We start from the raw sequence: 12,904 nt of genomic DNA, 5'->3' as shown, positions 1-12,904 counted from the left end.
CGCCGCAAGCCTGCCCGCCCGCGAGGGCACTAGAGTCCCCTTCGTGCTGAAGCGGCCGCCGGAAGCTGGTCCGTCACATCAGCTGCAACGGAACCGAGCTCCGCTAGTGCACGCGGATAATATGGGGACGGCCGAGATCGATCAGTCCCTGCACCGCCGAGAGGCGGTCGTCGAGGGCTGCGATGGTGAGCAGCAGATTGTTGCGGCGCTCGTCGAGCATGCCGATCTCGGCGCCGGTGAGCTTCGCGCCCATCCGCTCCTTGTGAATCCCTTCCAGGGATCTGCGCAGCCCGGCAATCAGAGCGGCCAGCTGCTTGGCCTCTTTGGTCATCGACCGCTTCGCGACGTTGTGGCGGCGCGTCTCCGCCTGGCTTTGTCTCATCGTCATCCTCCCGTGCCCCGCTGCCCCGAGTGGATGCTTGCATCTTTGGGTACACATCTTACGATCGATGAAATCTGCCCGCGAAGAACTTTCTTAAATTGTACGCGCAGGGAACCCGACTCAACTCAGCAGAAAGCCCGGCGCGCGGGCCGGGCTTTCCTTCGGGCTGCTTAGCGCTTCTGGTGGCCACCGCCGGGGCCGCCGGCCGGGGCACCACCGCCGCGGGGAGCGGCGTTGACGTGCGGGGCGCCCCCACCGCCGTGCGGCATTGCAGGCGCAGCGGCACGGGGCGCCGGCATCTGCGCTCGCGCATTCATCGGTGCGCCGTGGCTCACATTCGGCTGCGCGACATGCGGCACCGCGCGTCGCTCGGCAGGTGCGGCCGAGACACGCGGGGCTTCATGCGCGCGAGCTATCGGCTGGGTCCGCACCGGAGCAGGGCTTGCGGCCCGTTCGTGCATCATGCGGGCCTGGGCATCGCGCGGACTGCGAGTCTGCACATGGCTCCGCTCATGTGCGGTGCGCTCGCTCCGTCCGACACGCGTCCGGTCGGCGGCAACAGCCGCGTCGCGCTTCGCGATCGCCGCGTCGCGCTTCGCGATCGCCGCGTCGCGCCTCGTGATCGCAGCGTCACGTCTCGTGATCGCCGCGTCACGTCCCGTGGTCGCGGCGTCACGTCTCGTGGTCGCGGCGTCGCGCTTCGCGATGGCGGCGTCGCGCGTGGCGATCGCGGCGTCGGGCCGCGCGTTCGCGGCGTTGCGTCCGGAGATCGCGGCGCCCTTGCCCCGCACGCCTTCCCGTTCCAAAGCAAGCGCCGCATCGCGCGTCGCCGCGCGACCGATACGGGCCGCGCGCGGATCAAGCGTCATTCGGGTCGCGATGCTCTGGTGCGAGGTCCAGTAGCTGTTCCAGTGGGCGTGGCGACGATACCAGGGACGTCCCGAATAGTGGCTCGACCAGTACGATGTCAGCACGAACGGGACGACGGGCACGCCGATCTCGTCGACATAGTCGGGCAGATAGACGTAGCGGTTGCGATAGAGATATTCGAGATATTGCGACGACACCCAGCCGCGATCGTCGGAAAAGCTGACATCGCACCAGGCGTTGCCGCGCAGGCAGCCATGGATGTTGACGCGGGCGCCGCCGGGGATGCGATCGACCAGGGGAAAGCCTGCGCCCGGGCCAGCCCGCAGGCCGGTCGAGACGGTGACGATGCCCGGCGCGGCCAGCGCGGCCGTTGGCGCGAGCAGCAATGCGGTAATCAAAACGCTCTTGAATTTCATGGTGTGTTCCTCCTCTTTCGAGTCGGAACGCGCTGGCGGAACGGGCGTTCCGTGCACGGGAGCCGTATCCATTGAAAGATTGAAACGCAGACGGCGCGCGGTTCAATATTCATTCGCCGTTCATCGGCGCAACGCACCAGCGGCGCTGCCGGACTGTCAGTTGACCTGCAACATGAACGCGTCGAAGTACGATGCAAGCCCGGCAAAGTCGTCGAGCGGCAGCACGTTCGCGACATACTGGTCCGGCCTCACCACGACCATGCAACCGGCTTTCCGATCGATGCCCCGCATGGCGAAAACGTCGTGACCGCTCTTGAGGTCCGGGCAGAACATCTTCTCGTAGTCGCGCAAGCCGTAGCGGCCTTTACGCGGGAGCAGCAGCGGCGGCATTGCCTCGACGGCGAGCTCACGATGGTTCTGCTGGAACACCGCGCGCAGGTCGATCACGCTGTCGACGTCGGCGCCGTCAGGCGTATAGCGCCTCACCGGCGATTCCTCGCCTCGGTCAGGAAATTGCAGAGCGCGCGAATGGCCGAGCCTGCGGCTGCAGGATCTTCCGCGGGAGAGAAGGCATAGATCCGGAAACGGCCGTCGGCCTGCCCGGCATGACCGAGATGCACCGGCTTGGCGTCGGCCAGCCGGATCACCGGGGCGGAATGGAAGCGCTTGCCGATGACGAGGCCTTGTGCGAGGTGCTGATGCGACGCCGCGCCGGTGAGGAGCGATGGCCTGTAATGCGTCGCCGTGCCCGCGGTGTAGCGGCCATGCCGGACGAAATAGTCCTGGGTCCTGGCAGCATCAGCGCCGCCGGCCTTGGCGGCGGAGGCAAGAATGCCCGCCCACTCACGGTCGAAATCGATCAGCTCCTTGGCGACCGCCTGGCGCTCGGCCGAATAGGAATGCAGCAGCTGTGGGGCGCACTGCTGCCGCATGACGGCAGCGAGCTTCCAGCCCAGATTGAAGGCGTCCTGCATCGAGACGTTCATGCCCTGCCCCGCCTTCGGACTGTGGGTGTGGCATGCATCGCCGGCGATGAAGATGCGCGGCAGACGCGTTGCGGTCTCCGCATCCGGCACGTCGTCGAACTTGTCGGTCAGGCGCTGGCCGATCTCATAGACCGACCACCAGGCGATCTCCTTCACCTCCAGCGTGTGCGGCTTCAGGATCCGCTGCGCCTTGGCGATCACGTCATCGGCGGTGATGTTGCGGCTCGCGACGCGCTCACCGACCTCGAGCTTGGCGAGCTCGACATAGATGCGGACCATATAGCCGCCTTCGCGCGGAATGATCAGCAGGCTGCCGTCCGTGGCCGACTGGATCAACGACTTGAAGCGGATGTCCGGAAAATCCGTCACGGCCAGCACGTCCATCACACCCCAAGCGTGGTTGGCGGAATCGCCGTGCAGCTCGCGTCCGATCGACTTGCGCACCGTGCTGCGCGCGCCGTCGCAGCCGACGACATAGCGCGCCTTGACGGTCTCGACCTTGCCCTCGTTCGCCGCATCGACGCGTTCGAGACGCACCGTCACCGCATGATCGCCGGGACCTGCGGCCGGATCGACCTGGAGGTCGAGAAGACGGCGGCTGTAATGGGGTTCGAGCTTGGCCGGCGATTTGCGCATGACGTTGAGAAAGCCGTCATGGATGCGTGCCTGGTTGAGGATGACGTGCGGGAATTCAGACAGGCCGTCCTCGACGTCCTGCACCCGGCCGCTGCGGATGATGGTGCCGGGCCGCCGTTCGTCCGGCTTCCAGAACGTCGTCTCGTTGACCCAATAGGCCTCCTTCAGCACGCGCTCGCTGAAACCATAGGCATGAAACATCTCCATGGTGCGGCAGGCGATGCCGTCGGCCTGCCCGACCAGCAGGCGATCCGGCTTCTGCTCGACGATGCAGGTCTTGATATCAGGGAATTGCGCAAGCTGAGCCGCGAGCGTGAGGCCGGCCGGCCCGCAGCCGACGATGAGGACATCGACCTCGTCGGGCACGGCGCCCGCTGCGCCGGAAGCCTGAAGGCGGTCGGCGGGATCGGCTATCTCGGGATCGCCCGGCTGAAATCCATTGAGATGGAATTGCATGAGCACCTCTCCCGGCAACGCTCTGTTTGGATATTGCTCAGTATGCTGACCATCAGTATACTTGTCAACGCGCCGCGCTATCCCGTCGCAGGAGAAGAATTCGGTGAAAGACAACAACGACATGCCCGGGCATCTGGCGCGCCGGTTCCAGCAGATCGCCGTCGCGGTGTTCCTGGCCGAGGTCGAGGATGCCGGCTTCGACCTGACGCCGGTGCAATACGCCGCGCTTGCGACCATCAAGGCCAATCCGGGGCTGGACCAGGTGACGCTTGCGGGCCTCATCGCCTACGACCGCACCACCATTACCGGCGTGATCGACCGCCTCGTGCAGAAGGGCCTCGCCGAGCGGCGCGCCTCCAGCCGCGACCGCCGCGCCCGTGAACTCGTCATCACCGACGAAGGCCGGCGCACGCTGCGCAAGATCACGCCGGCGGTCGAATCGGCCCAACGCATCATGCTGCGCGGCCTCAGCACGAAAGAGGCCGAGGAGTTGATGCGACTGCTGCGCAAGGCGATTGCCGCCGGCAACGATCTGAGCCGCGCACCGCTGCGCGAGGCGCAGGTCTGATGCCGCACGTGCCGCAATTGTCGCGGCGCACGAAACCAGGAACTAACTTTCGGCTGCTAACGTCGGCCGCATTGGGCGCTTAACGCGCGATTAACTTTGCGGGACGGAGTTCTGAATGTTCAGGTTCCTCGTTATGGCCGCAGCCATGACGCTCACGGTCAGTCATGCGGTGGCGGGCGGCCATGGCGGCGGTGACCCTCCCCCGCCGAAGGTCGAGACGCCGGTGGCTCCGGCCAAGGTCATCCTGACCAAGCAAGGTGCCAAGCTCGTCGATCTCAATGGCATGACGCTCTATACCTACGAGCGCGACACCACCGGAAAGACGTCGAACTGCAACGGCAAGTGCACCGAGAGCTGGGTGCCGCTGCCCGCAACGGCCGACGCCAAGGCGGTCGGCGACTTCACCGTGATCAGCCGCAGCGACGGCAGCAGGATGTGGGCGTACCGCTATCGTCCGCTCTACACCTCGCCCGCCGACAAGGCGCCCGGCGACGCCAACGGCAACGCCACGACGCTGCAATGGCGAATCGCGCGGCCTGAAAACTAACGCGCGATCAGCGCAAGCATGTGACGTCAGAGCGCGCGTAAGCTCTGCCAGCCACCGCCCGTCTCGGCCCGCGCGCTCTGTCCGGGCGGCAGCACCACGACCATCGAATTGAGCTTTACCCGGTCGTACAGGTCGATCACGTCCTCGTTGCGCATCCGGATGCAGCCGGACGAGATCGCCTGGCCGATATATTCGGGCTGGTTGGTGCCGTGGATGCGATAGAGCGTGTCCTTGTTGCCGACATAGAGATAGATGCCCCGCGCGCCCAGCGGATTGGCGGGACCGCCGGGAACCCGTGCCGGATACGGTCCGAGCCGCGCCTGGATATCAGCCGTCGGAACCCAGTCCGGCCATTCCGCCAGGCGGCCGACCCGCGCGACGCCGGAGAACGCCATGGCTTCCTCGCCCACTGCAACGCCGTAACGGATCGCCTTGCCGTCAGGCAGCACGAAATAGAGGTAGCGGGCGTCGGTATCGACGAGGATGGTACCGGGCTGCTCCTTGCGGTGATAATCGACGATGTGACGGAGATATTGCTCGGGCACATTCGCCTTCGCGTAAGGCGTATGCGCGAGCAGCTGCCGGTCGCGCGGCGTCATGCTCGCATCGCTCGAAGGTGAAAGCGTGGTCTGCATGCAGCCGCCCAGCGGCAGCAAGGCAATAGCGAATAAAGCGATTAAAGATCTTGGCACCGCCGGCCCCTCTAGCGGATAGCACCCCCAGCGCCGCCAGATGTTGCCAAAATCGTGCTGAAAACAAGGCAGTGGGGAACACGTGCACGTGTTCGACAAATCCGGTTCCATCACCACAAACGGCGGAAGAGCGTCGCATCATCTCCATCCCCTCGCCTTGCTTTGGTCAAACCCGGCTGGACTCGTGCGTCATGCGCCGGGCTCATCGGATTTAGGTGGGTCCCCTCGACAGATCGGCTCGCGCCAATGCGAGCGACCAGGACGTAACACCGGGCCTCAACGCCTGGGCTTCAAAGGAGCTGCGATGCTCGCGACGCTGAACCCCAAGCAAATCGTCGATGAGATCGTGAAGGACACGGTCAAGGACAACGATCCGCACGACGCGATTCAGATTTCGCCCGACATCGTGCTGGCCTCGCGCCCCATCAGCGTTGCACCCGCGTTGGCGCCTGACGTCACGACCCGTCCGGAGCCGAAATTCGCGCCGCCGCCCAAAATCGCTCTTGAGCCCAAGCGCTCCCTGGAGCCTCGATTCGCTCCGGTCTCGGAGCCGCCGGCGGCGCCGCCGCCCTCGGTCGACACGGCCGTACGCGTCGCAGCGAGCGACGATCATGTCCGGCCGAAGCGATCGGCAATGCGCAAGTGGCTGCGCGGTGCGTTCGTCACCTTTCTGTTTGCGGGAGGAGGCGCGGCCGCCACCATCGCCTGGGAGAGGCACGGCGATACGGCCAAACAGATGCTCGCCGAATGGACGCCTGCTCTGGCGTCGCTGACGTCGCTGTTGCCCTCGGCATCACAAACCGCGCCGCTCGCCCCCGCGCAGGCCGCGGCGCCTGCGCAGCAAGCTGCGCCGTCCGCAGCGCAAACGGCGACCGATCAAGCCATTGATCAATCGGCCGCGCCGCCTGCGGAGCAGGTTGCAGCGGTCGCGCCTGCGGCAACAGCTTCCGATTCAGCGCAGTCGGTGCAATCGATGACGCGCGACCTCGCCGCGATGGCGCAGCAGATCGAGCAGCTCAAGGCCAACATCGCCGAACTGAAAGCCGGACAGGAGCAGATGGCACGCGAGATCGCGAAGCCGCCTGCGCCGAAACCGGTGGCCGAGGCCAAGCCGGTCGACCCGCGCGCACGCGCAGCCGGGCTGCCGCCGAAACCTCCGGCGCCGCCGCCGGTTCGCAAACCGAAACCGGTCGTGTCGCAAACTTACATGCCGGCTCATTCGCCCCAGCCGCTCGCACCGCCGCCGCCGTCGCAAGCTGCAGCGGTCCCGCCGCCACCTGTCACCACAACGCAAGCCGTTGCCGATGACGACGGCCCGGTCGTGCGTCCGCCGATGCCGTTGCGCTAGACGCGCGCGGCAGCGTCGCACACGCTGTCCGAGTCGATGTGATGGGTTGAGTCCGGGCAACTACGGAGACGATATTTCACGCTCAAGAGAAAAGGCCGTCGGGATCTATGCCGGCGGCCTTCTCTTGCAGCTGCCGGTTCCCGGAGCCCGGTTCTGCTGCAATTCCATGCCTTATGATTGCGTTACGTATTTAATAAACTCTTAACGGCCCCGCAGGCTGCACATCATTTCTGCGCCATAAGCACAGAGATTGCGCGGCCCGTTCATTCGATAGATATCGACTCAGTGGTACCATCCGGGACGTGTCGAGGTTTCCACTGAAGACTTGCTTTCCAAAGTCGGGTCGTCACATCGGGGAATTCGGATGCCTTACTACTCCTTCGATCTTGTGGTTGGTGAAGAGTTCAGGAACCAGGGCGGAATCATTCTCGAGGACATCGAGGTCGCCTCCGATCGCGCCGATCAACTCGCATGCGAGCTGTCGCAGGTGAAGCCGGAGCTGCAGCAGAAGGGTTGCGCGGTGCGCGTCACCGATCGCGATCACAACGAGCTCTATCGCACGCCGCTCGATCCGGTGCCGGCCTGGCGCCGCTGACTAGGCGTCGAGCGCCGGCGGTTCGAACCAGTTGGTCAGCGCCAAGCCGCCGTCGACGACGAAGGCCGCGCCGGTGACGTAACCGGACAGCTTGTTCGACAGCACCGTGAGCGCCATCGGTGCGAGGTCGTCGGCCTCGCCGAGACGTCCGAGCGGAATGTGCCGCGCCAGCGCGGGATCCGCAACGAACCCGCCGGCCGCGATCGCACCAGGCACCAACGCGTTGACGCGGATGCCGTAGCGGCCGAACGTCCTGGCCAATTCCTTCACCAGCATCGCCAACCCTGCCTTCGCCGTGGAGTAATGCGGCAGGTTGCGCGGCGTGCCGGCATGCAGCGAGGTGAGAAACAGGAACGAGCCCGGCCGTTTCGCCGCGATCAGGCGCTTGGCGAGCTCGCGCCCCAGGTGAAAGCCGGCATCGAGATTGACGGCATGCATCTGCTGCCAGGTCCTGCGATCGACCGCGAGCGCATGGTCGGCCTCGCGCCGCGGCGGCGACGCGCTGTGGACGAAATGCGTGATCTCGCCCAATGCCGCCTTCGCCGCTTCGAGCAACGCCTCGCATGCGGCCGGCTCGGCGAGATCGCCGACCCAGGGCACGGCGAGCTCAGGCCGCGGGCTGGCGCCGATCGCGGCACTCACCCGCCCGGCATCGACGTCGGCGAACACGGTCCGCACGCCCTCGCCGACCAGAGCCTGCGCGATGGCGCGGCCGATGCCGTTGCCCGCGCCAGTCACGAGCGCGGCGTCACGGGTGGGATCGAACGGCGTGCTGAAAAGGCTCATGTCGTCCTCCAGGGCGAGGGTCCAGCCACGATAGCGCACTCCAGCGGGTTGCGACAAATCTGTCCCGGCACCATTGCGGAGCCGCGCGCCGGACGCTAGCCTCCCCAAAAATCGGAGGAAAGACCAGGATGCGCTACGGTTTGCTGATCGCTGCCCTGTTGCTGAGTGCAGCTCCCGCTCGGGCCGAGGACCACACACGCTCGACCTATGTGACCCTGATGCTGCAGGCCTTCGCCGCCAAGGTTCAATGCCCGGGCACGGACGTCCTCTACCAGGACCTCGTGCAGAGGGCCGAACAGATGCACCTGCCCGAGGGCACCACCGAGAAGGTGCGCAAGGCGATCGCCTGGATGCACACCGGTGGCAAGATGGGCGAGAAACAGGATGACGATCTGATGGCCGAGGTCGCGGTGGCGACCCAGGCGACAGACCTCAACCAGCGCCGCCTCGGCATGCCGAGCTGGTGCGAGGTGCAGAAGACCAACCTCGCCGGCCTGATCCGCGCCAAGGGCGGTTGACAAGGACGTGTTAAGCACGCGGCCGGGAAACTTTCCGCCGGCCAACAATTGTCACAATTCTGGAAAGCATGCGAGGCCTCTTCGAATTCGAACAGGGAATTCGAACAGGAACCTCTCATGCGGATGATCCATTTCGTTTTCGCCGGCACGCTCGCGGCCGCCACGGTTCTGACCGGCCCTGTGCTGGCGAAGAATTCAGACAGCCAGAAAGCCGAGGGCAATTCGCCCTCTTCCGGTTGTAGCGCGTATCAGCAGGCGCCTGACGGGACCTGGGAGCCGCTGCCCTGCAAGGAGGCAGGAGACCGCAACCAGTCGCAAACCCGCCGATCCTCGTCGCACGGAACCGAGCGCGACGGTCGTTGACGCAGCTTGCTACGGCACGTTCAGCTCTGGTGCGGCCCACGCATGAGCTTCATGGCGTCGGCGATGTGGCGCCATTCCCTGGCCTCGTCGCCCTCGCCGCGGCTCTCGCAGGCCTGGGCCTGCTCGGCCGCCTTCGCGATCGCAGCAAAACCGTGCCGCTCGAGCATCTGCCGCGCAACGGTATGGACCTGGACCTCGGACATCATCGGCGCTCTCCGTCTGGCGAAACCGCGACGGCCTGCCTGGCCTCCCCGCGGTTTTCGGTAACGATTTCGCCGCAGGTCCCGTTCCGCCTGCCATCGATCACATTGGCTGGCCGCGAGCCGGAGTGACGCGAACGACAAAGGCGGCCCGCTATGCCCAGCGGACCGCCTTCTCACCCACCCCAAAATGGCTTGTCTCAGCCGCGATCCCTACGCGACCGCGGCTTTCTTGCGCTCGAAATCGTTGGGCACCTCGATATCGACCTCCAGGGTCGAGACGTCGTCGCCGCGTTCGAGCCGGACGATGACCTTGGTCGGATCCAGCGTCACGTGCCTGGAGACGACGGCAAGGATTTCCTCACGCAGCACGCCGAGCAAATCGGGCTGGCCACGCATTCCGCGTTCATGGGCAAGCAGGATCTGCAGCCGTTCGCGCGCGACCGGTGCAGAGGCCTTGTTGCCGCGGAGAAGCCGAAGCAGACCCATGCTCATGCCGCCCTCCGTCGCAGCAGGCGATCCATGAAGCCCTTGCGCTCGGTCGGCACCTGCATCGGCACGGTGTCGCCGCAGAGCCGGCGCGCCGCGTCGATATAGGCCCGCGCCGGTGCGCCGTCGGCATTCGACAGCGTGACCGGCGTGCCGACATTGGAGGCACGCAGCACGTCCTGGCTCTCGGGGATGATGCCGAGCAAGGGCGTTGCCAGGATCTCGAGGATGTCGTCGATCGTCAGCATCTCGCCGCGCGCGGCGCGGGAGGGATCGTAGCGGGTGATGAGGATGTGCTTCTCGACCCGCTCGCCCTTCTCGGCCCGCACGGTCTTGGAATCGAGCATGCCGATGATGCGGTCGGAATCGCGCACCGAGGACACTTCCGGATTGGTGACGATCACCGCCTCGTCGGCAAAGCGCATGGCCATGGAGGCGCCGCGCTCGATGCCGGCCGGGCTGTCGCAGATCACCCAGTCGAAGCGGGCGCGCAGCTCGTCGATGACCTTGCCGACGCCCTCTTCCGTCAGCGCGTCCTTGTCGCGGGTCTGGGAAGCCGGCAGCAGCCAGAGGTTCTCCAGCCGCTTGTCGCGGATCAGGGCCTGCGGCAGCTTCGCCACGCCCTGCACCACGTTGATGAGGTCGAACACGACGCGGCGTTCGGCGCCCATCACGAGGTCGAGGTTGCGCAGGCCGACGTCGAAGTCGACGACGACAACCTTGTCGCCGCGCTGCGCCAGCGCGGCCCCCAGCGCGGCGGTGGTCGTGGTCTTGCCGACCCCGCCCTTGCCTGATGTCACGACCAGTACCTTGGCCATTTCCGAAATCTCCTTCTGGTCAGTTCAGCGCGGTAATTCGCATAATGTTGCCCTGCAGGAAGGCCTGGGCCGGCCGACCGCGAAGCGCGGCGTCGATATCGTCGGCAGTCTGGTAAAACCCATCGATCGCAAGCAGTTCGGCCTCGATCTTCTGGCAATAGATGCGCGCGCTGGTGTGCCCGTTGACGCCCGCCATGGCGCGGCCGCGCAGGGCGCCATAGACGTGGATCGAGCCACCGGCGACGACCTCCGCGCCGGAGCCGACCGAGCCCAGGATCGTGACGTCGCCGTCCGGGAAGATCACGGTCTGCCCCGAGCGCACCGGGTTTTCGAGCAGCAGCGAGCATGACTTGGTCTCGGACTTCGCCTCGGGCTTCTTCGGCGCGGTCGGCTCGACCACGCAGCTGCGCCCGCCCGACAGCAGCGGCGGCATTAGGGGCGTGAGCTTCGCCTCCTCCACGCCCTCGATGCCGAGCACGCGGATATTGCGGTCCTGCAGGCTGGTGAGCAGATGGCCGATGCCGGACTGGCTGAGATCGACCGAGGACAAATCGATCACCACGGGCCGGCCAGCAAAGAAGCCCGGCGAGCGCGCAATGGTGGCGTCGATCTCGTGCAGCCAGTCCTGCACCGGAACCGTCGGCGTAAACACGAAGGCCACGTAGGAGCGCCCGCGCAGGCGCACCATTTGGCGTTGAGGTTTGACTGCAGCCTCCATGGCGGCCGACTCGTTCCCTGTTATTGAATGGTTAACGATGCGGCGGATATGGTTAACGGCCGGTTAATTCTCCGTGGGATTACGTGGGGAGATGGGGTAGAGAGCGCCGGTCTCGTGTCCCGGACGCGCTGCAGCGTGCAACGCTGCTACGCAGTGCCGGGACCCAGACCTCCCGGATCATGCACTCGGTAAAATGGGCCCCGGCCCTGCAGCGGACCGTCAAGGACGCTGCGCTGCGTCCGGGGCACGGGTAAGAGCGAGGCACACACCCTCTCCACATCCTTGCGAGGCGCCCTTGGGGCGAAGCAATCCAGACTGTCTCCGCGGAAAGATTCTGGATTGCTTCGCGGAGCTTGTCATCGGGCCGCGCTTCGCGCGGACCCGTTGGCTCGCAATGACGAGCAGAGAGCCCCCTACTTCTTCACCTTGCTCGCGTCCATCTTGATGCTCGGGTCCAGCATCTTGGTGGTGAAGGCGGTCGTGACATCGAACGGCTTCTCCATGCCGAGATAGGTCTGGACCAGTTCGTAATCCTTCTTCATCCGCTCGCCGTCGATCCAGCCGAGACCCTTTGTCGTCGTGAACTCGTCCGTCATCAGGAACTTGATGCGCTCCCACTGGCGCTCCTGGTTCGCCTTGTCGAGCCCGGAGACCTGGTCGAGCAGCGCCTTCAGGCACGGCGTGACATCGGCAACGCAGGCCGCAAAGGCCTTCTGCGTAACGCGCACGAAGTCTTCCACGACCTTCGGATTCTTCTGCAGGTACGCGCCATTGACGATCAGCGAATTGCCGTAGGGATTGAGTCCGATGTCCTTCCAATTGACGTAGCCGAGATCGGGACCGAACTCGATCACCTTCAGATCGTGCTCGTTGTAGAAGTCGCTGATGATATCGACGGTATGGCTCTTCAGCGCCGCGATCTTCGCGGTCGGCCCGACATTGACGAAGCCGACGGAGTCCGGCGCAAGCCCTGCGGCCTTGGCGAAGGCAGGCCACATCACGCGCGAGGCATCGCCGGGCGGATTGCCGATCTTGTGGCCGGCGAAATCCTTTACTCCGTTCACGCCATAGCTCTTCAGCCAGTAGAAGGTCTGCCCGGTGTTGGCGTAGACGCTCATCACCGCGACGGTGTCGGCGCCCTTGCTCTTGGCCACCAGCATGGTGGCGAGATCGGCGACGCCGAACGGCGAGCCGCCGGAGCCGACCTTGGCGGCGGAGACGCCGGAGCCCTTACCGGTCTCGATCGTGAGATCGATCCCCGCCTTCTCGTACCAGCCCTGCGCCTTGGCGTAATAATACGGCGAGTGATCGGCCGTCGGCGTCCAGTTGAGGATCAGGTTCACCGCCTCGCCCGCGCTCGCCGGCACCGCCGGCAAACCGAGCATCAGGGCCACAACAGCCGCCTGCAAACGCTTCATCGCATCTCTCCTCATGCCAGCGACCCGGCTTGTCGCTCTCCCCTTGTGCAGATACCAATGCAACAAGCCCGCCCTCCACTTGTCAACTGTTTGGTTGG

15 protein-coding genes and 1 pseudogene are annotated in these 12,904 nt (G+C 65.5%); 6 read left to right on the top strand and 10 right to left on the bottom strand.

Annotated elements, in window-relative coordinates; all coding sequences use genetic code 11:
- Nucleotides 1-103: 103 nt before the first annotated feature.
- From ACETMP_RS05105 to ACETMP_RS05095, 3 genes and pseudogenes are all read right to left on the bottom strand, one after another.
- Nucleotides 104-382, bottom strand: coding sequence for a hypothetical protein (locus tag ACETMP_RS05105; protein WP_375160118.1), 279 nt, complete (start codon nt 380-382; stop codon nt 104-106).
- Nucleotides 383-552: 170 nt separating this feature from the next.
- Nucleotides 553-1,668, bottom strand: coding sequence for an SH3 domain-containing protein (locus ACETMP_RS05100; RefSeq protein WP_375160117.1), 1,116 nt, complete (start codon nt 1,666-1,668; stop codon nt 553-555).
- A 156-nt stretch (nt 1,669-1,824) separates the two neighbouring features.
- Nucleotides 1,825-3,746: pseudogene (locus tag ACETMP_RS05095) on the bottom strand (FAD-binding monooxygenase).
- A 103-nt stretch (nt 3,747-3,849) separates the two neighbouring features.
- On the opposite strand from ACETMP_RS05095, the gene ACETMP_RS05090 reads away from it, so the two are divergent.
- Nucleotides 3,850-4,314: a MarR family winged helix-turn-helix transcriptional regulator gene (locus ACETMP_RS05090; RefSeq protein ID WP_375160116.1), complete on the top strand. Its 465-nt coding sequence runs from the start codon at nt 3,850-3,852 to the stop codon at nt 4,312-4,314.
- 115 nt (nt 4,315-4,429) lie between these two features.
- The gene (locus ACETMP_RS05085) at nt 4,430-4,861 is read left to right on the top strand and encodes a hypothetical protein (RefSeq protein WP_375160115.1); all 432 of its coding nucleotides are present in this window, start codon (nt 4,430-4,432) and stop codon (nt 4,859-4,861) included.
- 26 nt (nt 4,862-4,887) lie between these two features.
- Here ACETMP_RS05085 and ACETMP_RS05080 read toward each other — a convergent pair whose 3' ends face one another.
- Nucleotides 4,888-5,496, bottom strand: coding sequence for a L,D-transpeptidase (locus tag ACETMP_RS05080; protein ID WP_375160114.1), 609 nt, complete (start codon nt 5,494-5,496; stop codon nt 4,888-4,890).
- A gap of 361 nt (nt 5,497-5,857) precedes the next feature.
- Between ACETMP_RS05080 and ACETMP_RS05075 the strand changes: the two genes are divergently transcribed.
- Both ACETMP_RS05075 and ACETMP_RS05070 read left to right on the top strand, forming a co-directional pair.
- Nucleotides 5,858-6,901, top strand: a complete 1,044-nt coding sequence (locus tag ACETMP_RS05075; protein ID WP_375161841.1) for a hypothetical protein — start codon at nt 5,858-5,860, stop codon at nt 6,899-6,901.
- A gap of 364 nt (nt 6,902-7,265) precedes the next feature.
- Nucleotides 7,266-7,496 (top strand): DUF6894 family protein, encoded by a 231-nt coding sequence (locus ACETMP_RS05070; protein ID WP_028136727.1) that lies wholly within the window; start codon nt 7,266-7,268, stop codon nt 7,494-7,496.
- Here the strand turns inward: ACETMP_RS05070 and ACETMP_RS05065 are convergent, their stop codons facing one another.
- Complete coding sequence (locus ACETMP_RS05065; RefSeq protein WP_375160113.1) at nt 7,497-8,282, bottom strand: SDR family NAD(P)-dependent oxidoreductase; 786 nt, start codon at nt 8,280-8,282, stop codon at nt 7,497-7,499.
- Nucleotides 8,283-8,410: 128 nt separating this feature from the next.
- Between ACETMP_RS05065 and ACETMP_RS05060 the strand changes: the two genes are divergently transcribed.
- Together ACETMP_RS05060 and ACETMP_RS05055 are read left to right on the top strand one after the other, a co-directional pair.
- Nucleotides 8,411-8,800 (top strand): hypothetical protein, encoded by a 390-nt coding sequence (locus tag ACETMP_RS05060; protein ID WP_375160112.1) that lies wholly within the window; start codon nt 8,411-8,413, stop codon nt 8,798-8,800.
- A 117-nt stretch (nt 8,801-8,917) separates the two neighbouring features.
- On the top strand, nt 8,918-9,163 hold the full coding sequence (locus ACETMP_RS05055; RefSeq protein WP_375160111.1) for a hypothetical protein: 246 nt from the start codon (nt 8,918-8,920) through the stop codon (nt 9,161-9,163).
- 20 nt (nt 9,164-9,183) lie between these two features.
- Here the strand turns inward: ACETMP_RS05055 and ACETMP_RS05050 are convergent, their stop codons facing one another.
- The 5 genes from ACETMP_RS05050 to ACETMP_RS05030 all read right to left on the bottom strand — a co-directional run bounded on the left by ACETMP_RS05050 (nt 9,184) and on the right by ACETMP_RS05030 (nt 12,806).
- Nucleotides 9,184-9,369, bottom strand: a complete 186-nt coding sequence (locus tag ACETMP_RS05050; RefSeq protein ID WP_375160110.1) for a hypothetical protein — start codon at nt 9,367-9,369, stop codon at nt 9,184-9,186.
- A gap of 207 nt (nt 9,370-9,576) precedes the next feature.
- Nucleotides 9,577-9,858 (bottom strand): cell division topological specificity factor MinE, encoded by a 282-nt coding sequence (gene minE, locus ACETMP_RS05045; RefSeq protein WP_375160109.1) that lies wholly within the window; start codon nt 9,856-9,858, stop codon nt 9,577-9,579.
- On the bottom strand, nt 9,855-10,670 hold the full coding sequence (gene minD / locus ACETMP_RS05040) for a septum site-determining protein MinD (protein WP_375160108.1): 816 nt from the start codon (nt 10,668-10,670) through the stop codon (nt 9,855-9,857). The genes minE and minD overlap by 4 nt, the downstream gene beginning before the upstream one ends.
- Before the next feature lie 19 nt (nt 10,671-10,689).
- Nucleotides 10,690-11,388, bottom strand: coding sequence for a septum site-determining protein MinC (minC, locus tag ACETMP_RS05035; protein WP_375160107.1), 699 nt, complete (start codon nt 11,386-11,388; stop codon nt 10,690-10,692).
- A gap of 413 nt (nt 11,389-11,801) precedes the next feature.
- Nucleotides 11,802-12,806 (bottom strand): ABC transporter substrate-binding protein, encoded by a 1,005-nt coding sequence (locus tag ACETMP_RS05030; RefSeq protein ID WP_375160106.1) that lies wholly within the window; start codon nt 12,804-12,806, stop codon nt 11,802-11,804.
- Nucleotides 12,807-12,904 lie beyond the last annotated feature (98 nt).

Source organism: Bradyrhizobium dasycarpum (genome assembly GCF_042019905.1).
In the GTDB taxonomy this organism is placed as follows: domain Bacteria; phylum Pseudomonadota; class Alphaproteobacteria; order Rhizobiales; family Xanthobacteraceae; genus Bradyrhizobium; species Bradyrhizobium japonicum_B.
Note: the sequence above shows the minus strand (reverse complement) of the source record. Positions and strands in the feature narration are given on the sequence as shown.